A 23146-nucleotide genomic window follows, 5' to 3' on the forward strand; every position below is an offset into this window, starting at 1 on the left:
AATAACCGGGAATCTATCAAGAAGAATGGTTGATTTCCGGTTTTCTTATGTGAATATCCGCTTGACAGACCGGATTTTGGGCTTTAAATATAACGAATATTCATAAATATCAGAGAGGAGGACAGTGAAGGTGAAAAAAGATGCAACAATACAGACAGCAGATGTGATAAATTTATCTGACATGCAGGCAGAAGCTTTTGCTGCTTCCACATGGTATGTAAATGATACTGCAGAGTATCAGGCAGCTGAATATGCAGAAGAAACCGCAGTTCATACTGCGGCTGTTTTGCGTGGGATCAGAATTTCCGTACATGGAGATCATGCCCGTACAGGAGTGCGTGCAGACTGGATGGAACAGGATGGACCAGCTGCTTTTATAATTGGAGCAATGGACACATATAGATGCGAAACCACGCAGAGACTGGCACGGTAACAGGTGTCAGCATTGGCATAAGCTGATGTAGGGGCGAAAGCTTTTACGCATGGTTTCGTATCTTTTTTTATCCTGAAAAAATATTTTGCATTTAGCTATGAAAAAGTAGCGAAACGGATAATTTTATCCTCTTCACATGAAAGGAGCTGAGTAAAGTTGGCAGAGATTTCACTTGAACTGAAAGAGATAAAGAAAAGTTTTACAGAAGGCGAAGCAGTTCTGGATAATATCAGTCTTGTGATCAGTAAGGGCGAGTTTATCACACTGTTGGGCTCTTCGGGATGCGGCAAGACGACAACACTGCGGATCATTGCCGGACTGGAGCAGCCCGATGCTGGAAGTGTCTGGCTGGACGGCAGGGAAGTGACCGGGCTGGAACCAAACCAGCGAGATGTAAATACAGTATTCCAGAATTATGCGCTCTTTCCACATATGAATGTGGCAGAGAATATCGGGTACGGGCTGAAACTGAAGAAAGTTCCAAAGAATGAGATTAAGAAAAAAGTTTCTCAGATGCTGGAATTGGTACAGCTTGAAGGATATGAAAAAAGAAAACCTTCAGAACTTTCGGGTGGTCAGAAACAGCGAGTCGCGATTGCGAGAGCGCTGGTGAATAACCCAAAAGTACTGTTGCTGGATGAACCGTTGGGAGCGCTGGATCTGCAGCTTCGTCGGGCGATGCAGATAGAATTGAAGCATTTGCAGAAGAAATTGGGAATTACATTTATCTATATCACTCACGATCAGGAAGAAGCCATCAATATGTCTGACAGGATTGCAGTGATGAAAGACGGACGTATCGAGCAGATTGGAACACCGGATGAAATTTATAATCATCCGAAAACCAGCTATGTGGCAACATTTGTGGGAAATGCAAATATTCTGCATGGAGTTGTGGAACGCGTTCAGGGGTACAATGCGGTTGTGAAGATTGGAAATGACAGGGTAATTGTAAACCCTGGAACAAATCAGCAGAATACAGAAAAAGATTCTGGAAGACAGATGCAGAACGAAGAAACAACTGTAGAAAGAGAGCAGAATACAGAGGCGAGACAGTATCTGGCAGCAGGAGAGAAAGTAACTCTGGCTGTGAGAAGTGAAAATATATTGTTACAAGAAGGTACTATAACTGGTGATGCTGATACAGATAATAGAGATGCTGTTGATATAAGTGTGGCAGATGATATTTTAGATACACATAATACGGATAGTATATCTGGTTTACAGGCAACTGTAACAGAGAAGAATTTTGCAGGAGGCCAGCTCCGTGTAACTCTGAAACTGAGTGACGGTACAGAACTGATCGCCAGCAGATACGGAATTGATGCATCTGTGGCAGAAGGCCAGACAGTGAGATGCAGTTTCCTGCCGACAGATGCAGTACTGGTAGACAGGGAGGACATTCATGAAGAAGCGTAGGAAACGTTCTGACAGCTCTGTATGGATGGCACTTCCGCTATATATTTTCACGATCGTGTTTGTGGTATGCCCCCTGATCTATATGGTGGCGCTGAGTTTTGCCACGCCGTCCAGAGGATTTGGTGTGACCTGGAAATTTACGCTGGACAATTACAGAAATATTCTGGAACCGGTATATCTGAATACATTTGTAGAATCTTTGAAACTGGCGTTTACCAGTACGATTGTGATTGCACTGATAGGATATCCGTTCGGGTACTTCATGGCAAGATTACCGGAGCACCGAAAAAAGAAAGCGCAGCTTCTGTTGTCCACACCATTTTGGGTAAATTCACTGATCCGTCTGTATGGCTGGATCATCATCCTGCAGAAAAAAGGACTTTTAAATTTTGTATTGATAAAGCTTGGGATCATTGAGAAACCGCTGTCAATTCTGTACAGTTATCCGGCGATCGTGATCGGTATGATCTATGTATTACTTCCGTTCATGATCATGTCTGTGTATTCCAGTGCCGAGAAGTTGGACTGGTCTTATGTGGAGGCTGCCAGAGACCTTGGTGCATCCAGAATGCAGGCATTTTTCACCATAACACTGAAGCTTACACTGCCGGGATTGCTTTCCGGTGTGATCCTGACTTTCGTGCCGTCCATGGGACTGTTCTTTATTGCTGATATCCTGGGCGGAAATAAAGTCGTTCTCGTCGGAAGTCTGATCCAGGATCAGATGACGAGAGGAAGTAACTGGCCATTTGCGGCAGCGCTTGCTGTAGTGATGATGGTACTTACAACCGTACTGATCATGATCTACAGAAAAGTAACAAATGCCAGAGAACTGGAGGGAATCGGATGAAAAAGAATTCAAAATTTGCCGGATTTTATATGGGACTGATTTTCTTTCTAATGTATCTCCCCATTGCAGTAGTGATCGTATTCTCATTTAATGAATCGAAGCTGGCGGTAAAGTTTACAGGATTTTCCCTGAAATGGTATCAGGAACTGATCCATGACAGGGCAATGCTGGAGGCACTGGTAAACAGTCTGATCCTTGGGGCATTAAGCTGTCTGGTGAGTGCAGTGATCGGTACTCTGGGGGCAGTTGGTTTGTCAAGGATTCACTGGAAATCAAAAGGTGCTCTGGAATATATTTCCATCTTGCCTTTGATGATACCAGAGATCATTCTTGGTATGGTGTTGATGGCATTCTTTTACATGCTGAACCTGCCGTTTGGTATGCTGACACTGCTGATCGGTCATACAGTATTCTGTGTGCCATATATTCTGATGGAAGTGAGGGCAAGACTGGCAGGCATGGATCCGGCACTGGAAGAAGCAGCAAGGGATCTGGGCGCAGGACCTTTCCGGGCATTCTGGGATATTACGTTGCCACTGATCATGCCGGCGGTAATTTCAGGCTCTCTGCTTGCGTTTGCCATGTCCATGGATGATGTGGTAATCAGTATCTTTGTAAACGGACCACGATTGTCTACGCTGCCGATCAAGGTATATACACAGTTAAAGACGGGAGTAACGCCGGAAATCAATGCGTTATGTACAATTCTGCTGGCGGCTACACTGATAATTTTTATTGTTTATTCACTGATAACAAGAAAGAGAAAATAATATTAAAATTTTTAGGATATTTTGAGTGGATGGTAAATTATTCTATTTGCCGGACTGAAAATATAAAAAATGTAATGCAAAAAAGCAGTTTACAAATATCTGGTCACAGGCAAAAGAAATTCAGTCCTGATATCAGATAAGGGAAACGGTAACAAGAAAAAAACATTTAGAGGAAGGAAAAGATGATGAACAAACTGATTGAGTTAAAAAATCTGACAAAGAATTTTGATGATCAGCAGGTTTTGCGCGGCATCAATCTGGATATTTACGAAAAGGAATTCCTGACGCTGCTGGGGCCAAGCGGATGTGGCAAGACAACCACACTTCGAATCATTGCAGGATTCGAAGAGCCAAGTGACGGAGAGGTATTGTTTAACGGGATTGAGATTTCCAAGCTTCCCCCATATAAGAGAGAGGTTAATACTGTATTTCAGAAGTATGCGCTTTTTCCTCATTTAAATGTGGCGGAGAATATCGGTTTCGGACTGAATCTGAAGAAAGTAGATAAGACTGTTATCGCTCAGAAGGTAGAACGTATGCTGAAGATGGTTGGTCTGGAAGGCTTTGGGAAAAGAGATGTAACTCTGCTCTCCGGTGGACAGCAGCAGCGAGTGGCCATTGCCAGAGCTTTGGTAAATGAGCCGAAGGTTCTGCTTTTAGATGAGCCTCTGGGTGCGCTGGATGCAAAGATCCGTAAACAGATGCAGGTAGAATTAAAGAAGATCCAGCAGGAAGTTGGCATCACTTTCATTTATGTTACCCATGACCAGGAAGAAGCCCTGTCCATGTCAGATACAGTTGTTGTTATGAATAACGGTGAGATTCAGCAGATCGGTTCGCCTACAGATATCTACAATGAGCCGGAAAACCGTTTTGTTGCAGGCTTTATCGGTGAGTCCAACATCATCGAAGGAACCATGATCCGTGACTATCTGGTTGCATTTGATGGATTTGAATTCGAGTGTGTAGATAAAGGATTTGAAGATAATGAAGAGATCGAAGTTGTATTAAGACCTGAGGATCTGGATATTGTAGATCCTGATCAGGCAAAGATCAGAGGAATCGTGCGCAACATTACATTCAAGGGTGTGCACTATGAGATCCTGATCGAAACAGAGCTTCGTACTTATATGGTTCACACCACAGATTATGCGGAAGTCGGAAGGGAAGTGGGACTGAAATTCGGGCCTGAAGACATCCATGTTATGTGTAAGATGGGAAGCTACTGATGAAACAGTATAGAAATCTTATCAAACCATATCTTGTGTGGGCATTTGTGGTCATTGTCATCCCGCTGATACTGATCGCATTATATGCATTTACAGAAGATGGAAACGAAGTGCTGACGTTCTCCTTTACACTGGAGAATTTCCGCAAATTCCTGGAAGCTACGTATATGAGCGTTATTTTCAAATCCTTTAAGCTTGGAATCCTGACGACGGTCATCTGTCTGGGGCTTGGCTATCCGCTGGCATATATTATTTCCAAATGTCCGGAGAAATCCCAGAGTCTTCTGATCCTGCTGGTAACCATTCCGGAATGGATCAATATGCTTCTGCGTACTTATGCATGGATGAACCTGCTGTCAGACAATGGTATCATCAACCATTTGCTTGGATTACTGGGGATTTCCCCGGTGACAATGATGTATACGGATTTTTCCGTAGTGGTTGGTCTGGTCTGTAACTTTATGCCGTTTATGATCATCCCGATCCATACATCCCTGAGTAAGATGGATAAATCCTTTATCGAGGCTGCCTATGACCTGGGTGCAAATAAATTCCAGACCTTCACAAAGGTTATCTGGAAATTGTCCATCCCCGGTGTGCTCAATGGAATCATGATGGTATTCCTGCTGTCTATTTCCACATTCGTTATTCCGAAACTTCTCGGAGGCGGACAGTACATGCTGATCGGTAACCTGATCGAGTCTCAGTTTATCTCTGTTGGCGACTGGAACTTCGGAAGTGCGATTTCTCTGATTCTGGCTGTGCTCATTCTGATCTTTATGAGCCTGATGAAGAAGATGGATAAAGATGAATAAGGGAGGACAGCATGAAACGTAATAATAAATTTTTCTCAATGTTATATGTAGTACTCTGCCTTGCTTTCTTTTACCTGCCGATCCTGGTGACGATGATCTTTTCTTTTAACTCATCCAAGTCACTGACCAGATTTACAGGCTTTTCCCTGCGCTGGTATCAGGAACTTCTCGGTAATGGGGAAGTAATTAAGGCAGTTTATGTATCTGTTACCATTGCGATCATTGCGACCATTGTTTCTACAATACTTGGAACCATTACAGCGATTGGTTTATCCAAGTCAAAGAAGGTAATCAAGGAACTGCTTTTGAATATTAATAATATACCGATCCTGAATCCTGAGATCGTAACTGCCATCAGCCTGATGCTCTTGTTTTCCTCTCTGGGATTTCGAAAAGGATATCTGACTATGCTATTGGCACATATTGCATTCTGTACCCCGTATGTAATTACCAGCGTTTATCCGAAGGTAAGAGCTCTGGACCCCAATATGGCAAATGCTGCCATGGACCTTGGGGCAACACCTTTTCAGGCTCTGACAAAGGTTATCGTGCCGATGATCAAAGAGGGTATTTTTGCAGGTGCGCTGCTTGCATTTACCATGTCATTTGATGATTTTGTCATTTCCTATTTCGTATCAGGAAATGGTGTAAAGAATATCTCTATTGTTGTATATAATATGACAAAGCGTATCAATCCGACGATCAATGCTCTGTCAACCATCGTGATCGTAGTCATCATCGTGGTACTGCTTTTGGCCAATCTGCTTCCGAAGTTTAAGAACAAAGCCAGGAAGCTGAACAGGAAAGCAGTAAAAATTGTCTCTGTAGTTCTGGTTGTTGCCGTTACAGCAGGGCTGATCAAATGGGGATTCGTGGCACAGTCCACTCATGTGCTGAAAGTTTACAATGCAGGAGAGTATATGGATCTTTCTCTGCTGGAGGATTTCGAGAAAAAGTATGATTGTACCATCGTATACGAGACTTTTGAGTCAAATGAGATGATGTATACCAAGCTTTCAAGCGGTGAGACTTATGACGTGCTGATCCCGTCTGATTACATGATTGAGAGACTGATCAAAGAAGAATATCTGCAGGCACTTGACTGGAAAGAAATTCCGAACAAGAAAAATCTGCTGGATGATGTCATGAACCAGAGCTATGATCCGGGCAACCGTTATTCCTGTCCGTATTTCTGGGGAACAGTAGGAATCCTTTATGATAAGACAGTAGTAGATGAGGCTGATCTGAAAGATGGATGGAATCTTCTGTGTAATCCTAAATATAAAGGAAATATTTACATGTATGATTCTGAGAGAGATTCCTTTATGATAGCATTAAAAGCACTTGGGTATTCTATGAATACCACAAATGAAGCCGAGATCGAGGAGGCTTATCAGTGGCTGATCGATCAGCGTGACACTATGGATCCGATCTATGCAGGTGATGATGTGATCGACAACATGATTTCAGGAAACAAAGCGCTGGCAGTTGTGTACTCCGGAGATGCATCTTACATTATCAGTGAAAACCCGAATCTGGACTACTTCACACCGGAACAGGGAACCAACAGATGGTATGATGCAATGGTTATCACAAAGGACTGCAGTGAGGTACAGCTTGCCCATGAATTCATCAATTTTATGATCAGTGATAAATCTGCTCTTTCCAATACGGAAGAAGTAGGGTATACTTCTACAGTGAAGAGTGCTTTTGAAACAATGAGGGATGGAGATTATGCAGGAATTGATTCTTACATTCCGGATACCACCAACCCGAATAACGAAATCTTCGCTTACCAGCAGCCAAAGATCAAGCAGAAATTTGCAGAACTCTGGACTAAGGTAAAAGCAAAGTAAAAAAGATGGCCGCTGTCTGCTGGTGAATGGAAGGCAGCGGCCGATACAAACATCAATGCAGGACATAAGAAGGGAGATCGATTATGAAAAAAAGAGTACTTGCAGTAGTAATGTGTGCATTAATGGCCGGAACAATATTCACCGGATTCAAGGATGCAGGAGATGATAAAGAACTTGTTCTCTTTACCTGGGAGGGAATGTTCCCGCAGGAAGTTCTCGATGACTTCGAAAAAGAGACAGGTGTGAAAGTTGTTTATTCAAACTTTGATACAGATGAAACCATGCTGGAGAAACTTTCCATGGCAAAAGGTGGCGATTATGATATCGTAATCGCAGACGATTACATTCTGGAAACTGCGATCCAGGAGGGCCTTGCAGAGAAGCTTGACAAAGATTCTCTTGAGAACATCGGAAATATCAATCCGTTATATCAGGGACAGTTCTATGATCCGGATGATGAATACACAGTTCCTTACGGAGCAGGTATCCCGCTGATCGTTTATGATCCGGAGCAGGTGGATATTGATATCAAAGGATATAAAGACCTCTGGGATCCGTCTCTTGAGGACAGCATTGCACTGACTGCAAACTACCGTGTAATCAATGGTATCACTCAGCTTTCCATGGGAGAGAGCATGAACGAAGAAAACGTGGATGTGATCAAGAAGACAGGGGAGAAACTTCTGGAACTTGCTCCGAATGTACGTCTGATCCAGGATGATAATACACAGAATGCACTTCTTAACGGAGAGGCAAGTGTAGGATTCCTTTACACTTCACAGGTAACAGCAGCACTTGCTGAGAATCCTGATCTGAAAGTGGTATATCCGGAAGAGGGGCTTGGCTTCGGTATCATGGGTATGTTTATCCCGAGTGAGGCACCGGATAAAGATGCGGCATATTCTTTCATGGATTATATCATGCAGCCGGAAGTTGCAGCAAAATGCACAGACTACATTGGCTATTACAGCACAAACAAAGCAGCAGATGAACTGGTAAATCCGGATCTGGTAGTTCCGGATGACGTTACAAAGGGCGAGATCGTCCAGAACGTAAGCCAGGACGCAGACGCACAGTACCAGAAGAACTGGACTGAATTTAAGGCAGCCTGCGACTAAGGAGTTTAAAATGGATATTTACAAAGGAACCGGTGCTTTTCCTGGAATTGCCATCGGTAAAATTGTTTATTATCATAAGAGTGAATATCAGATACGCCAGTATGAGATTACGGATGTGAAAAGTGAACTCAGTATTTTCCGTCAGGCGCGTGCCAGAGTAATAGAGCAGCTGACGGAACTGTATGAGAAGAATTGTATGATTCAGGAATCTCAGGCGGAACTTTTTCTCCGGCAGAAAGAACTGCTGGAGGGAAAGAGTTTTCAGAGGGCAATTGAGAGTATTATTCAGAATGAAAAAGTAAATTCTGCCTATGCAGTAATGACTACCAGAGATGAGATCCTGTCTACTTTCAGAAATCTGGAGGAGCCTGCGATCAAAGAAAGACTGGCTAATATACGCGAGATATCAGACCGTCTGATCAGTGAACTTGGAGGTGTTTCCCCGAGGATCGATCTGGGTGATGAACCGGTGATCGTTGTCACAGAGAGTATTACACCAACAGAACTGATGGAGATGGACAAGGATAAACTGATGGCGATCGTCACACACCATGGATCCGACATTTCACATGCAGCTATTCTGGTAAAGACCATGAATATTCCTGCACTGATCGAGATTGACACGGATACAGAGTGGGATGGACAACTGGCCATTGTGGACGGATATACAGGATGTCTGTATATCAATCCTGATGAAGAAGTAAAAAAAGAGTATGAGATCCGCAGGCAGGCTGATATGGAAGAGCGAGAAGAACTTCTCAAATTAAGGGAAGAACCGGATGTTACAAAGGATGGCAGAAGAATTGAGATTTATGCCAATATCGGAAATATGGACGACCTGAACAGCGTTCTCTATTACGGAGCAGCAGGGATCGGACTTCTGCGCAGCGAATTCCAGTATCTGGGAAGAGAGAATTATCCTCGTGAGAATGAACTTTTTCTGGCATATAAAAAGATTGCAGAAACTTTGGGAGACAGGATCGCGGTGATCCGTACTGCCGATCTGGGTGCAGACAAACAGGCCGAATATCTGAATATTCCGGACGAGACCAATCCGATCATGGGAAACAGAGGAATCCGCCTCTGCCTGGACAGAAAGAAGATGTTCAAAGCGCAACTTCGTGCAATCTTCAGGGCGAGTGCTTATGGAAATCTGGCGCTGATGTATCCGATGATCAGTTCTGAAGAAGAAATGGATGAAATTGATGCGATTATCCAGGAGGTTAAAAAAGGTCTGGATGATAAAGGGATTCCGTATAAAAATGTAAAAACAGGAATCATGATCGAGACTCCGGCGGCAGTTATGATCAGCCGTGAGCTTGCGAGAAGAGTGGATTTCCTGAGTCTCGGAACGAATGACCTGAGTCAGTACACATTGGCAATGGACAGACAGAATCCTCTTCTGCGTAAGAAATATAATGACCATCATCCGGCAGTACTGCGTATGATCCGAATGGTGATCGAAGCAGGGCATGCGGAAAATAAGCGAGTGTGTATCTGTGGAGAACTTGCGGCAGATACCGCTTTGACAGAAGAGTTTCTACGGATGGGTGTAGATTGTCTTTCTGTAGTTCCGGCATGTATTTTACCAGTGAGAAAAGCTCTGCGACAGGCAGATCTGTCCGGTGATAATAAAAAATAAGAAACAGGGATTTACCAGATAGATGTACAGGTTATCTGGCATATTCTGAGATTGAAAGCCATGTCGCGTAAAGGCGAGTGGCTTTTTAACTTGTGGTAAAAAGAAATAGGATAAAAATGTTAGTTATAGGCAGGTGTCTAGATACTGTTGGCAGAGGGAAGGCGGATATTATATATGACATGGGACGGGGGAATTAGATGAAGAGCAAAGTAGTATTACTTCCATGCAGGGAGTATGATGAAGAAAAAATTAATACATTGCTGAAACAGGGGTTGGATTTTCTGGGGGGACTGGAAAATCTGATTCCAAAAGATGCAAAGATTTTGCTTAAATGCTAACTTCCCATTTTTTTCCTACTCACACCCTGTTATTAGCTAAAACAAAAGGTTTTAAAGTTTTTTGCTAAGTAAACATACCTACTCATTTATCCACCAACAAAATTACGAACAACTCAGTATTTATCAGAGTTTTAAGTGTTTGAGTAGGAAAATAATGAGAAGTTAGCATTAAACCGAATTTGCTGAAAAAAGCAGAAGTAGAGAAGGCGGTGATTACACATCCGGTTGTTGTGGGAACTTTTGCAAGGATACTGCGGGAAAATGGGTATGAGCATATTGTGCTTGCGGATTCCTGTGGTCATGGAACTACGCAGGCAGTGATCCGTGGAACTGGAATGGATACTTATCTGGATAAATATCATATTCCGGCCATTGATTATTCAGAGGGGGTGAAAACTGCTTATCCGCAGGGAATTCAGGCAAAGGGATTTATTCTGCCAAAAGAATTGCTGGAACAGGACTGTGTGATTTCTTTGAGCAAGATGAAAACACATGCGTTGGAGAGAATCACAGGTGCTGTCAAGAACAGTTACGGATTTGTGTATGGTTTTCATAAAGCAAAAGGTCACACGCAGTATCCAAGTGCAGACAGCTTTGCCAGAATGCTTATTGACCTGAATAAATGTGTGGAACCAAAGCTGTATGTGATGGACGGAATTGTAGCCATGGAAGGCAATGGACCGGGCTCAGGGGATCCTGTTCCTATGAATGTACTGCTGATGTCCACAGATCCGGTTGCACTGGACAGTGTATTCAGCCGTCTGGTTTACCTGAAACCGGAGATGGTTCCGACAAACTATCATGGTGAGAAAATGGGACTTGGTACATGGAAAGAAGAGAATATTACACTTCTGACACCAGATGGGGAGATTTCCATGGCAGAGGCAGTAAAGAAGTATGGAAATCCTGCTTTTAATGTAGACCGTACTGAAGTGCGCAAGAATATCTGGACAAGAATGGCAGGAGCATTAAAGATATTCCAGAAGAAGCCATATATAGAAGCAGATAAATGTATCCACTGCGGTATCTGTGTCCAGAGCTGCCCGGTTCCTGGAAAAGCAGTGGATTTCAGAAAAGGCAAAGGGAAACCACCAGTATATGATTACAGAAAATGTATCCGGTGTTTTTGCTGCCAGGAGATGTGTCCGAAGAAAGCAATAAAAGTGAAATGAAATCTTGCTCAAATGAAGTTTTTGACAGCCTGATTAATCAGAGAGAAGACTTCATCAACTGAAGAGATAGTGAAAGATATAAGTAAAAGCACATGACAGAAGATAAGGTTCAGATTCAGAACATTCTCAACTCTGAAGTCATGTGCTTTTAACCAAATCAAGTAAGTCCCCTGCTTCAATTGCGATAAGCAATAAGCAGTGGGTGGGGACTTGCTTGTATCAGGAAGAGTGCAAGCTCTTTCTGATAAACTGCGGAGCAGTTATTTGGTTATGAGCAAGTAGCGAAGCGGATTGCGAATATCCGCTTGACTAGAATTTACTGGCAGTCCAATAATTATCTTCCGAGAATCTTATTTACTTCACGGATAAATTCCGGAGTCGTGCCGCAGCATCCTCCGACAACAGATGCACCATTTTCGATCAGAACTTTCATATGTTCTGCGAAACTTTGTGCATCCATACTGTAAATGGCATTTCCCTGGTCATCGATCGTTGGCATACCTGCATTAGGCTTGGCGATAACAGGAATAGATACGTTCTCTTTAATATTGCGGACAACGGATACCGGCTGGTCAGGTCCTACAGAACAGTTGATACCAACTGCCACAGCGCCTGCACCCTCAAGGGCAATCGCAGCTTCCACAGCATTTCCTCCGCTGAAAATGCTTCCGTCAGCTTCTACGGTCATTGTACACATTACAGGAAGAGAACTTACAGATGCAGCAGCATCCAGTGCAGCAAGTGTTTCTTCGATATTGATCATAGTTTCCGCAGCGATCAGATCGACACCCGCATCCTCAAGAACTTTAATCTGTTCACAGTATGCTTCGTATGCCATCTCATAAGTGAGGTCACCGGCAGGTTCCATCATCTTACCTGTTGTGGTAATATCACCTGCAACATAAACCTTGTGTCCGACTGCTTCTCTGGAAATATTGACAAGTGCATGGTTCATTTCTGCAAGCTTATCCTGCAGTCCGTGCAGCCCGAGACTGTAACGGTTTCCGCCGAAAGTAGGCGCATATACGATCTGGCTTCCTGCTTCCACATAAGCTTTTTGTAAATTCTGCAGAACCTCTTTATGATCCATGATCCATGCTTCTGTACAGATTCCCCTTGGCATTCCGGCAGCCATAAGATTGGAACCAGTAGCACCGTCGAGCAGTACAACATTCTGTGTCAGTTTCTGAAATTCTTCTTTTGTCATGGGAATTTCCTCCTGTTTCATATAATTGTTGCTGCTGTTCGCTCCGTGACTGGTAACACAGTATTACTGTTTTGATCCTTGGAATGAAGCAACAACAGGCATTTGTCTCTTTTGTCTGCAAATGCTATCTGCCATTATAGCACAATGCAGAGGTAAATGGAAAAAATTAGTAAATTTTTATTTCATAGGAGGCATTAAAAATTTCATCAGCATTCAATGCATTGATATTTGCTTTTTCGGAAAGGTCTCCTTTGAATCCACAGTCATCGCATCTTCCCATCCACGGTTCCAGACAAACGAAAGAAGAACCAGGCACAGACCAGATACCGAAGTTCGGGAAACGGTGGCAGGTAAGTTCCAGATAAGGAGTTCCGTCAGGAAAAGCAATGCCGGCTTTTTCAATCTGGTTATCAAAGATCAATGCATCATTGTCAAACATATGAGCATCAATATGGCAGGTGCCGTCTGTGAGTTCCAGCGTTTTGGTCTGATCCGGAAGAGCTGTTCCGGAAGCTGGATCCAGAAGCAGATAAGTCAGAGACTTTTCGCCGTTAAATGTCAGCAGATAATCTTCTTTTTTAGCGTCATTTCCCTGGGCAGGAACATTAAATGCCGGATGTCCGCCAATGGTGAAGTACATAGTTTCATTGCTGTGGTTTATGATTTCCCAGCATACACTGACCTGATTTTTTTCCAGAACATGTTTGATCTTCAGTTCAAAATCATAAGGATAGTTTTCTTTTGTAGCATTCGAAGATTTCAGCTTGTGTGTGATAGAATCTGCTGTCATATCCACACAGGTAAATTCGCTGTCTCTGGCGAATCCGTGCTGTTTAGATGGATATTCTGTTTCGCCGATACGGTAGTGATCTTCGAAATGGCGTCCTACATTAGGAAAAAGAACCGGCGCATGACGTTTCCAGTAAGCCGGATCTGCCTGCCAGATCACTTCTCTGTTATGTACTTTATCAAAAATGCTGTAAAGTTCAGCACCGTGATCATCTACAGATACTTTCAGATAGTCGTTTTCAATTGTATGAAGCATAGGGAATCCTCCTTGATAAAAATGATGCTTTAAGTATAGCACAATGCCTGATCGAGTACAAATGTTACTGGTTATTTTGCCTTAAGTCATATAAAATCACAATTTCTTACGAAAGTTGTCACAATTTGAACACAATTTCGAACTATTGTATAGCCATCAACGAAAAACAGAAAGGACTTGAAATTATGAAACGTAAATATTTAGCAGTAGCATTAGGTTTAGCGTTGACACTTACTTCTATGAATGTTGCTTTCGCAGCAACAGATTCAACAACAGAAACAACAACTGAGGCAGCAGATACTACAGAGGATTCTACATCTGAGGATACAGCTGCAGCAGATACTGATACAGCGGAAGAAGATACTGTATACGGCGAAGTTTCCAAGGTTGCTGATGACAGTGTTACAATTAAAGTTGGTACACTGAAAGAAGCAGATGCCAAAGAGGCAGGCGATAAGACTTCTGATGCAAAAGATGACACCAAAGATGCAGATTCTGAAGAGAAAGATACTGAAGATACAGATACAGCAGATGATACATCTGCAGACGAAACAGAAGATACAGACAGTGATACAACAGATAGTGCTGACGGTAAAGATGACGCCTCCGAATCTGATACAGAAAAAGCAAAAGATGATACAGCAGATGCCAAAGATGAAAAAGATTCCATGCTGGATCTGACAGGTGATGAGCAGACTGTCACAGTTACAGATGCTACTACAGTAGAGAAAGAAAAAGCACCGGAACCAAAAGATGATAAGAAAGCTGACGATGCGAAAGACGAAACTGCAGATGAAAAAGATGCAGACAGTGATGCAGCAGACGCTTCTACAGACGAAACAGCAGACACAACAGCTGCAACAGAATCTGATGACAGCAAGGATGCAGACACAGAGGACAGCGCAGATGCAGATGCTTCCGCAGAAGATAAAGATGCAGCAGCTGAGACAGAAACGATCAAACTTACAGACCTGAAAGAGGGAGACGTAGTAAAGATCGTTCTGGATGCTGACGGCAATGCAAAATCAATCACAGTAATTGCAGAAGCTCCAAAAGCCGAAGACAAAGAAGAAAAGAAAGACGATGCAAAAGCTGATGACACAAAGGCAGACGACAGTGCAGATGATGCTTCTGCAGATACAGCAGAAGCTGACACGGAAGCTGCTAAATAAAGCAACAGTAATTTATAAAAAATTCGTTTGATTTGATGGATTAAGAACTACATAGTATAGAAAGACACAGATATGGAAATTATTGAGATTATCTCATTTCCTTGTCTGTGTCTTTTTTTGAGTTGGTTATCACTTTTTAAAATGAGTATATTGTACAAAAATGTAATAAAAATAGCTGATATAATTCTAAAAATATAAAATTATAATAATATCGAATAAAAACTATATGTATAAAAATAACAATAAAATGTTGACTAACTAAAATTAATTTGTTACAATTTACCTCAACGAGTCTTATAACAAAAAAAGACGTGTTACTGTTCACTCCATGCCTGGCATATACAGGCCGCAGCATGTGGATGGTAACAAAGGCATAATAAGAAGACGTGAAAACAAGGAGGTAATTGCTATGGCGAAAAAAAGAAATATCATTGTTGGACAATCAGGGGGACCTACTGCAGTAATCAATTCCAGTCTCGCAGGAGTTTACAAGAATGCCATTGAACGTGGATTTGACAAAGTGTACGGAATGCTTCATGGAATTCAGGGACTTCTGGATGAACAGTATATTGACTTATCAACACAGATCCATTCAGAACTGGATATCGAATTACTAAAGAGAACACCATCTGCGTTCTTAGGTTCCTGCCGTTACAAACTTCCTGAAATTCATGAAGACAAAGCAATTTACGAGAAGATTTTCGAGATTTTAAATAAACTGGATATTTACGCATTTATTTACATTGGTGGAAATGATTCCATGGATACCATCAAGAAACTGTCTGATTATGCGATCCTTACAGGCCAGACACAGAAGTTCCTCGGTGTTCCGAAAACAATCGACAATGACCTGGCACTGACAGACCATACACCTGGTTTCGGAAGTGCTGCGAAATATATTGGTGCATCCACAAAAGAAGTGATCCGCGATGCGCAGGGTCTTACCTACAAGAAAAATATGATCACCATCATGGAAATCATGGGACGTAATGCCGGATGGCTTACCGGTGCGACAGCTCTTGCGAAATCCGAAGACTGTGACGGACCGGATCTGATCTACCTTCCGGAAGTACCTTTTGATGTTGAGAAATTCCTTGCAAAAGTAAAAGAACTTCTTAAGAAAAAATCTTCTATCGTGATCGCAGTTTCCGAGGGAATCAAACTTGCAGATGGCAGGTATGTATGTGAGCTTGGAAGTGTAGGAGATTATGTAGATGCATTTGGTCATAAACAGCTGCAGGGAACAGCTACATATCTGGCTAATTTCCTGGCAGCGGAATGTGGATGCAAGACAAGAGCTGTTGAGCTTTCTACATTGCAGAGAAGTGCTTCCCATATGGCATCCAGGGTGGATATTGATGAGGCGTTTATGGTAGGTGGTGCTGCAGTTAAGGCGGCAGATGAAGGCGATACAGGTAAGATGGTTGTTATTGACCGTGTCTCCGATGATCCGTATATGGCAGCTACAGGCATTTATGATGTACACAGAATCGCAAACGAAGAGAAACTTGTACCAAGAGAATGGATGAATAAAGATGCTACAAACGTAACCAAAGACTTTGTAGATTACATCAAACCTCTGATTCAGGGCGATTACCAGCCGATTATGGTAAATGGTATGCCAAGACATCTGGTGCTGAACCTGAAAAAGGGCAGAAAAAAATAATTGACGAAGATTGTAAACGGGCAGCAAGGCAGAAAAGATTATCTGTTTTGTTTCCCGTTTTTTATTGTTATAATAACGTGTGAAAGAAAAAACTGCTTTTACGTGAATATATTTTGGATTAGAGTGGAGATGTCAGATTAATTATACAGTTAGTCAAAGAAACTACACAGCTTTTTTGTGATAATATATGCAGAAATAATATTTCGTGTACATTTTACAAACGAAGAGAAAGCCCCAAATAAAGGACAGTAAAAACCCTGACAATAAGAGGAATGATAAAATAAATCATATTATGCAGAATGTATAAAAAATTTAGCTAATTTTAGCAGTTTAACCTTGACGAAACGACACAAACTCTATAAAATAATTGTGTGCGTATAAGAAACATATTTTATATATTTACTTATGTGTGAAAGAAAGAACAATAATTAGGAGGAAAATGTAAAATGGCAAAATGGGTTTACATGTTCACAGAAGGTAACGCTAATATGAGAAACCTTCTGGGTGGTAAAGGTGCTAACCTTGCTGAAATGACAAACCTTGGTCTTCCTGTACCGCAGGGCTTCACAATCACAACTGAAGCTTGTACTCAGTACTATGAAGATGGAAGACAGATCAATGAAGAGATCATGGCTCAGATCATGGAAGCAATCACCAAAATGGAAGGAGTTACCGGAAAGAAATTCGGTGACAAAGAAAATCCTCTGCTTGTTTCCGTTCGTTCTGGTGCAAGAGCTTCTATGCCAGGTATGATGGATACTATCCTGAACCTTGGTTTAAACGAAGACGTAGTTAACGTACTCGCTGAGAAATCCGGCAATGCTCGTTGGGCATGGGACTGCTACAGAAGATTCATCCAGATGTACTCTGACGTAGTTATGGAAGTCGGAAAGAAATATTTCGAAGAACTTATCGATAAGATGAAAGCTGACAGAGGTGTTAAGCTGGACGTTGAACTTACAGCAGAAGACCTTCACGAGTTAGCAGAACAGTTCAAAGCTGAATATAAAGCAAAAATCGGTGCTGATTTCCCAACTGATCCTAAGGAACAGTTAATGGGTGCTATCAAAGCCGTATTCCGTTCATGGGACAACCCACGTGCGAACGTATATCGTCGTGACAACGATATCCCGTATTCCTGGGGTACAGCTGTTAACGTACAGATGATGGCATTCGGTAACATGGGTGATGACTGTGGTACAGGTGTTGCCTTCACACGTGACCCTGCTACAGGAGCTAACGGTCTGTTTGGTGAATTCCTTACAAATGCTCAGGGTGAAGACGTTGTTGCCGGTGTTCGTACACCTATGCACATCTCCGAAATGGAACAGAAATTCCCGGAAGCATTCGTACAGTTCAAACAGGTTTGTGAAACACTTGAAAAACACTACAGAGATATGCAGGACATGGAGTTTACTGTAGAACATGGTAAACTGTATATGCTTCAGACACGTAACGGTAAGAGAACAGCTCAGGCTGCTTTAAAGATCGCTTGTGACCTTGTTGATGAGGGAATGAGAACAGAAGAAGAAGCTGTAGCTATGATCGACCCACGTAACCTTGATACACTTCTTCACCCACAGTTTGATGCTGCTGCTCTTAAAGCTGCTACACCAATGGGTAAAGGCCTTGGCGCTTCTCCTGGAGCTGCTTGCGGTAAGATCGTATTCACAGCTGATGACGCTGTTGAATGGGCTGAAAGAGGAGAGAAAGTCGTACTTGTACGTCTTGAGACATCTCCGGAAGATATCACAGGTATGAAATCTGCTCAGGGTATCCTGACAGTTCGTGGTGGTATGACATCTCACGCAGCAGTTGTTGCCCGTGGTATGGGTGAGTGCTGTGTATCCGGATGCGGCGATATCGCTATGGACGAAGAAAACAAGAAATTCACACTTGCTGGTAAAGAGTTCCATGAAGGAGATTTCATCTCCATCGATGGTACAACAGGTAACATCTACGACGGAATCATCCCGACTGTAGACGCTACAATCGCTGGTGAGTTCGGACGCATCATGGCATGGGCTGACAAGTACAGAACAATGAAAGTTCGTACAAACGCAGATACTCCTGCAGATGCTAAGAAAGCTGTAGAGCTTGGTGCAGAAGGTATCGGTCTTTGCCGTACAGAGCATATGTTCTTCGGTGAGGGACGTATCGATGCATTCCGTGAAATGATCTGCTCCGAAACAGCAGAAGAGAGAGAAAAAGCTCTTGCAAAAGTTCTTCCATTCCAGCAGGAAGACTTCGAAGGACTCTTCGAAGCTCTGGAAGGCAACCCAGTTACAATTCGTTTCCTTGACCCGCCGCTTCATGAGTTCGTTCCTACAGAAGAGGACGACATCAAGAAACTGGCTGACGCTCAGGGCAAAACTGTTGAACAGATTAAGACAATCATCGCTTCTCTTCATGAGTTCAACCCGATGATGGGACATCGTGGATGCCGTCTTGCAGTTACTTACCCAGAAATTGCTAAGATGCAGACTCGTGCCGTAATCCGTGCAGCAATCAACGTAAAGAAAGCTCATCCGGACTGGACAATCAAACCGGAAATCATGATCCCGCTTGTTGGCGATATCAAAGAGCTTAAATATGTTAAGAAATTCGTTGTAGAAACAGCTGACGAAGAAATCAAAGCAGCTGGTTCCGATCTTCAGTATGAAGTTGGTACAATGATCGAGATCCCGAGAGCAGCTCTTACAGCTGATGAGATCGCTAAAGAGGCAGACTTCTTCTGCTTCGGTACAAACGACCTTACTCAGATGACATACGGCTTCTCCCGTGATGATGCAGGTAAATTCCTCAACGCATACTATGACGCTAAGATCTTCGAGAACGATCCATTTGCAAAACTGGATCAGGTTGGCGTTGGCAAGCTGATGAAGATGGCTATCGAACTCGGCAAACCGGTTAACCCGAACCTTCACGTAGGTATCTGCGGCGAGCATGGTGGAGATCCGTCTTCTGTAGAATTCTGCCACAAGATCGGTCTTAACTATGTATCCTGCTCACCATTCCGTGTACCGATCGCTCGTCTTGCAGCAGCACAGGCAGCAATCGCTGAGAAGAATGCATAATTATAAATAATATATAAGTTCATGCGCAGGCATGACAGTGTCCAAACGATAACAGAATGGTCCTAAGATAGAGATATCTTAGGGCCATTTTTACATGGACTTTAATTCAGGGATGTGTTATAATCCCAGTGCCGAATATATGGAAATTGTTGGAAAAGAGGAAAAATTTATGCAGGAGCAGATCCCGGTCAGAAAAGTGGACACTGAAAAATATATGAAAATAATCCGTTCACTTCTGGAAGAAGGAAAAGAAGTGCCGCTTGTGGTGACGGGCAACAGTATGCTGCCTTTCCTGGTAGACGGACGAGACCAGGTTCTGATAAAAGAAGTAAACCGTTCATTGCGAAAAGGTGACATTGCTTTCTTTCAGAGAAAGAATGGACAATATATCATGCACAGGATCCGCTATATCAGGCAGAACCCGAAGACAGGCAGGAAAGAATACTGGTTTGTGGGAGACGGGCAGGTCTATACAGAGGGACCAATTGAACAGGAACAGATATTTGGCCTTATCATTGAAGCCCAGCGAAAAGGAAAAAGAATCGGTGAGAAGAATATCCGGTGGCTTTTTTTCAGACATATCTGGCTCAGAATTGTGCCATTTCGCCCATTAATACTGAGATTATATACATTTTTTTTACATTGATTTGCTTGAGAAACCTACAGTGCGGTGATATAATAGGAAACATTAAAAACAGAAGACTGCGATCAACTGGAGACAAGATTTGAATTTGACTTTTAAGAAAATAATCACGAAAATCAAACAAGGATATCTGAAAGAAATCTATGCAGAGACATTATGGATGTATCAATATGCCAGAAGATACTGGAAATCCATATGTTTTTACATATTTTCCGGAATTTTCGGGACAGTGATGGGACTGGGAAGCAGTGTAATGTCCAAGTACCTCATTGATGCTGTAACCGGAGGACACAGAGACAGGATTCTGATACTGGCTGTAATTATCGTATGTATGACTGCGGGAGGAATTATTTCCAATGCGGTGATCAGCAGGATCTCAGCCAGGATCAATGTTGTGGTTCAGAACGAGATTCAGGCAGATATTTATAACAGGATCATAAATACTGACTGGGAGGCGCTCCATCAGTTCCGCAGCGGTGATCTTCTTAACCGTCTGTCAAATGATGCAAATCAGGTGGCTTCCAGTGTGATCAGCTGGATACCTAACTGTATTACCAAACTGGTCCAGTTTGCAGGAGCTTTCGCAATCATTTTCCATTATGATCCTGTTATGTCGGGAATCGCCCTTCTCAGTGCACCGGTCACGGTGCTTCTGTCCAGGAAATTGATGGGAAAAATGAGAAGCTATAATAAAGAAATGAGGGAAATGACCAGTAATCTGATGGCATTTCAGGATGATACTTTTCAGAATCTGCAGTCTGTAAAAGCCCTTGGCCTGATGAGCCTTTTTGAGGACAAATTAAAAGGTCTCCAGAGAGATTATCAGGACAAAATGATGGATTATAATAAATTTACCGTATATACATCATCATTTCTTTCAGCAGTAGGTACGGGAGTTTCCTATATCTGCTTCGGCTGGAGTGTATACCGGCTGTGGAGCGGATATATTACAACAGGTACCCTGCTGATGTTTGTTCAGATGGCAAATTCCCTGTCTTCATCATTTTCTGCACTGGTACAGATTGTTCCGTCTGCCATTAATGCAGCAACCTGTGCAGGCAGACTTATGGCTGTTTCAGGACTTGAGAAAGAGAAATTTCTGGATATGCCGGAAGTGGGCAGGATCAGGAAATCTGCTGACAAGGGGATTACTGTTGAACTCAGGGATGTAAATGTCGTATACAGAGAAGGCAATGAGGTTGTCCGTAATGGGAACTTTATTGCAGAACCAGGCAGGATCTCAGCTGTGATCGGACCTTCGGGAGAGGGAAAAACCACACTGATCCGTGTTTTTCTGGGATTGATTTATCCGTCTTCTGGGACTGCCAGCCTTACAGACTGTAATGGAGTCAGCTGCTCTATTTCAGCAGGAACCAGAGAACTGTTCGGATATGTTCCCCAGGGAAATACCATGTTCGCAGGAACTATTGCCGAAAATATGAGAATGGTCAAAAGCGATGCAACTGATGAAGAGATCAGAAGTGTTCTGGAGACAGCCTGTGCCTATGAATTTGTCAGAAAGCTGCCCGAAGATATTTATACACATATCGGAGAGAAAGGTACCGGACTTTCGGAAGGACAGGCGCAGCGTATTGCCATAGCCAGAGCTCTGCTGAGAGATGCTCCCATACTGATTCTTGATGAGGCAACTTCCGCACTTGATACAGATACAGAGGAGCGGGTGCTGAAGAATATCATGAGTATAGGTGCTCACAGAACCTGCATTGTAACCACCCATCGTCCAAGTGTTCTGACTATGAGTGATCATATATACAGAATTAAGGAGAATCACCTGGAGCAGGTGAAGTGAAGATATGAAGGAGATGAAAGCTAAGAAATGAAAAAGAAAAGCGGATGGCGGATCGTGTTTATTATTTCAATTATAGGCTGTATCTGCTGCGCGGGATTTCTCGGATGGTATCTGTATCAGGATTACCGCACAGAGAAAGAATATGAGCAGCTTCAGACAGAAGCCAGAGAGAAAGCAGCTCAGGAAGAGGCCAGAAAGAAAGAGGAAGACAAGGTATCACTGGAAGAGATAGAGAATGCGGAGTTTACCGGAGAACAGCAGGGAGAAGAAGCTGAGATCACTGAGAACTTCTTTGTTGATATGGAGAATCCCATCAACTTCGATGAATTGCAGAAAACGAATTCCGATATCTATGCCTGGATCAGAATCCCGGATACAAAGATCGATTATCCGATTGCACAGCGTGAAGGTGATCCTTCCTATTATTTAAGTCATGATATGTATCAGCAGCCACGATTTGCAGGCTGTATTTATACAGAGGACTGCAACAGTAAGGATTTTATGGATCCCAACACAGTGATCTATGGACATAATATGAAGAATCAGTCCATGTTCCAGAATCTTCATCTGTTTCGGGATAAGGATTTCTTTGACAGTCATCCGGATGTGTATATTTACACACCTGAAGGTGTCTTGAAATATACAGTATTTGCATCCTACACCTATGATGACAGACACATTATGAATTCCTTTGATTTCAAGGACAAAAAAGTATTTGAGAAGTACATTGATGATATTTTTAATGTGCGTGCCATGGATGCAAACATCCGCAGTGATGTCAAGGTAACTTCGGATGACCATATCATTACGCTGGAAACCTGCGTAGGAGGACAAACTCAGTCTAGATATTTAGTACAGGCTGTTTTAAATAGGAATGGAAAGAA

General features: G+C 42.7%; 19 protein-coding genes. 17 read left to right on the forward strand and 2 right to left on the reverse strand.

Annotated elements, in window-relative coordinates:
- Positions 1-130 precede the first annotated feature (130 nt).
- The 11 genes from ACTNES_RS06865 (at position 131) to ACTNES_RS06915 (ending at position 11642) form a co-directional block, all read left to right on the forward strand.
- On the forward strand, positions 131-433 hold the full coding sequence (locus ACTNES_RS06865) for a hypothetical protein (protein WP_300335063.1): 303 nt from the start codon (positions 131-133) through the stop codon (positions 431-433).
- Positions 434-589: 156 nt separating this feature from the next.
- Positions 590-1852 (forward strand): ABC transporter ATP-binding protein, encoded by a 1263-nt coding sequence (locus ACTNES_RS06870; RefSeq protein ID WP_291806522.1) that lies wholly within the window; start codon positions 590-592, stop codon positions 1850-1852.
- Positions 1839-2702, forward strand: a complete 864-nt coding sequence (locus ACTNES_RS06875) for an ABC transporter permease (RefSeq protein ID WP_300335060.1) — start codon at positions 1839-1841, stop codon at positions 2700-2702. The genes ACTNES_RS06870 and ACTNES_RS06875 overlap by 14 nt, the downstream gene beginning before the upstream one ends.
- Positions 2699-3472: an ABC transporter permease gene (locus tag ACTNES_RS06880; RefSeq protein WP_291806527.1), complete on the forward strand. Its 774-nt coding sequence runs from the start codon at positions 2699-2701 to the stop codon at positions 3470-3472. Before ACTNES_RS06875 ends, ACTNES_RS06880 begins: the two co-directional genes overlap by 4 nt.
- A gap of 182 nt (positions 3473-3654) precedes the next feature.
- Entirely contained in the window at positions 3655-4701 is a 1047-nt protein-coding gene (potA, locus tag ACTNES_RS06885) for a spermidine/putrescine ABC transporter ATP-binding protein (RefSeq protein ID WP_291806530.1), read from the forward strand.
- Positions 4701-5516: an ABC transporter permease gene (locus ACTNES_RS06890; protein WP_022381260.1), complete on the forward strand. Its 816-nt coding sequence runs from the start codon at positions 4701-4703 to the stop codon at positions 5514-5516. Before potA ends, ACTNES_RS06890 begins: the two co-directional genes overlap by 1 nt.
- 11 nt (positions 5517-5527) lie before the next feature.
- Positions 5528-7372 carry an extracellular solute-binding protein gene (locus ACTNES_RS06895; protein WP_291806536.1) on the forward strand — a complete coding sequence of 615 codons (1845 nt, stop codon included), beginning with the start codon at positions 5528-5530 and terminating at the stop codon, positions 7370-7372.
- Positions 7373-7455: 83 nt separating this feature from the next.
- The gene (locus ACTNES_RS06900) at positions 7456-8490 is read left to right on the forward strand and encodes a polyamine ABC transporter substrate-binding protein (RefSeq protein ID WP_291806540.1); all 1035 of its coding nucleotides are present in this window, start codon (positions 7456-7458) and stop codon (positions 8488-8490) included.
- 10 nt (positions 8491-8500) lie between these two features.
- Positions 8501-10132, forward strand: coding sequence for a phosphoenolpyruvate--protein phosphotransferase (ptsP, locus tag ACTNES_RS06905; RefSeq protein WP_291806542.1), 1632 nt, complete (start codon positions 8501-8503; stop codon positions 10130-10132).
- Between the two features lie 197 nt (positions 10133-10329).
- Complete coding sequence (locus ACTNES_RS06910) at positions 10330-10470, forward strand: hypothetical protein (protein WP_441038989.1); 141 nt, start codon at positions 10330-10332, stop codon at positions 10468-10470.
- A 167-nt stretch (positions 10471-10637) separates the two neighbouring features.
- The gene (locus ACTNES_RS06915) at positions 10638-11642 is read left to right on the forward strand and encodes a DUF362 domain-containing protein (protein WP_441039004.1); all 1005 of its coding nucleotides are present in this window, start codon (positions 10638-10640) and stop codon (positions 11640-11642) included.
- Between the two features lie 334 nt (positions 11643-11976).
- Here the strand turns inward: ACTNES_RS06915 and ACTNES_RS06920 are convergent, their stop codons facing one another.
- Together ACTNES_RS06920 and ACTNES_RS06925 are read right to left on the reverse strand one after the other, a co-directional pair.
- A complete protein-coding gene (locus ACTNES_RS06920) occupies positions 11977-12849 on the reverse strand; it encodes a homocysteine S-methyltransferase family protein (RefSeq protein ID WP_441038991.1) in 873 nt (290 codons plus the stop codon).
- Between the two features lie 166 nt (positions 12850-13015).
- Positions 13016-13894, reverse strand: coding sequence for an aldose 1-epimerase family protein (locus tag ACTNES_RS06925; protein WP_291806551.1), 879 nt, complete (start codon positions 13892-13894; stop codon positions 13016-13018).
- A gap of 185 nt (positions 13895-14079) precedes the next feature.
- Between ACTNES_RS06925 and ACTNES_RS06930 the strand changes: the two genes are divergently transcribed.
- The 6 genes from ACTNES_RS06930 to srtB form a co-directional block, all read left to right on the forward strand.
- A complete protein-coding gene (locus ACTNES_RS06930) occupies positions 14080-15066 on the forward strand; it encodes a hypothetical protein (RefSeq protein ID WP_441038993.1) in 987 nt (328 codons plus the stop codon).
- 409 nt (positions 15067-15475) lie between these two features.
- The gene (locus ACTNES_RS06935) at positions 15476-16732 is read left to right on the forward strand and encodes a 6-phosphofructokinase (protein ID WP_119233268.1); all 1257 of its coding nucleotides are present in this window, start codon (positions 15476-15478) and stop codon (positions 16730-16732) included.
- A gap of 446 nt (positions 16733-17178) precedes the next feature.
- A complete protein-coding gene (gene ppdK / locus ACTNES_RS06940; RefSeq protein ID WP_441038995.1) occupies positions 17179-19809 on the forward strand; it encodes a pyruvate, phosphate dikinase in 2631 nt (876 codons plus the stop codon).
- Between the two features lie 169 nt (positions 19810-19978).
- The gene (locus tag ACTNES_RS06945) at positions 19979-20455 is read left to right on the forward strand and encodes a S24/S26 family peptidase (RefSeq protein WP_441038997.1); all 477 of its coding nucleotides are present in this window, start codon (positions 19979-19981) and stop codon (positions 20453-20455) included.
- A 79-nt stretch (positions 20456-20534) separates the two neighbouring features.
- Entirely contained in the window at positions 20535-22262 is a 1728-nt protein-coding gene (locus tag ACTNES_RS06950; RefSeq protein ID WP_441038998.1) for an ABC transporter ATP-binding protein, read from the forward strand.
- A 27-nt stretch (positions 22263-22289) separates the two neighbouring features.
- Positions 22290-23146: class B sortase (srtB, locus tag ACTNES_RS06955; RefSeq protein WP_441039000.1), on the forward strand; the 857-nt coding region annotated here is incomplete at its 3' end.

This window comes from Blautia sp. HCP3S3_D9 (assembly GCF_052063845.1).
Taxonomy (GTDB): domain Bacteria; phylum Bacillota; class Clostridia; order Lachnospirales; family Lachnospiraceae; genus Blautia_A.

What these genes read in the sequence shown, in the direction of transcription:
- ACTNES_RS06875 (WP_300335060.1), top strand. Translation starts at nt 1,839, where the DNA reads ATGAAGAAGCGTAGGAAACGTTCTGACAGCTCTGTATGGATGGCACTT.
- ACTNES_RS06880 (WP_291806527.1), top strand. Translation starts at nt 2,699, where the DNA reads ATGAAAAAGAATTCAAAATTTGCCGGATTTTATATGGGACTGATTTTC.
- potA (WP_291806530.1), top strand. Translation starts at nt 3,655, where the DNA reads ATGATGAACAAACTGATTGAGTTAAAAAATCTGACAAAGAATTTTGAT.
- ACTNES_RS06890 (WP_022381260.1), top strand. Translation starts at nt 4,701, where the DNA reads ATGAAACAGTATAGAAATCTTATCAAACCATATCTTGTGTGGGCATTT.
- ACTNES_RS06895 (WP_291806536.1), top strand. Translation starts at nt 5,528, where the DNA reads ATGAAACGTAATAATAAATTTTTCTCAATGTTATATGTAGTACTCTGC.
- ACTNES_RS06900 (WP_291806540.1), top strand. Translation starts at nt 7,456, where the DNA reads ATGAAAAAAAGAGTACTTGCAGTAGTAATGTGTGCATTAATGGCCGGA.
- ptsP (WP_291806542.1), top strand. Translation starts at nt 8,501, where the DNA reads ATGGATATTTACAAAGGAACCGGTGCTTTTCCTGGAATTGCCATCGGT.
- ACTNES_RS06910 (WP_441038989.1), top strand. Translation starts at nt 10,330, where the DNA reads ATGAAGAGCAAAGTAGTATTACTTCCATGCAGGGAGTATGATGAAGAA.
- ACTNES_RS06920 (WP_441038991.1), bottom strand. Translation starts at nt 12,849, where the DNA reads ATGACAAAAGAAGAATTTCAGAAACTGACACAGAATGTTGTACTGCTC.
- ACTNES_RS06925 (WP_291806551.1), bottom strand. Translation starts at nt 13,894, where the DNA reads ATGCTTCATACAATTGAAAACGACTATCTGAAAGTATCTGTAGATGAT.
- ACTNES_RS06930 (WP_441038993.1), top strand. Translation starts at nt 14,080, where the DNA reads ATGAAACGTAAATATTTAGCAGTAGCATTAGGTTTAGCGTTGACACTT.
- ACTNES_RS06935 (WP_119233268.1), top strand. Translation starts at nt 15,476, where the DNA reads ATGGCGAAAAAAAGAAATATCATTGTTGGACAATCAGGGGGACCTACT.
- ppdK (WP_441038995.1), top strand. Translation starts at nt 17,179, where the DNA reads ATGGCAAAATGGGTTTACATGTTCACAGAAGGTAACGCTAATATGAGA.
- ACTNES_RS06945 (WP_441038997.1), top strand. Translation starts at nt 19,979, where the DNA reads ATGCAGGAGCAGATCCCGGTCAGAAAAGTGGACACTGAAAAATATATG.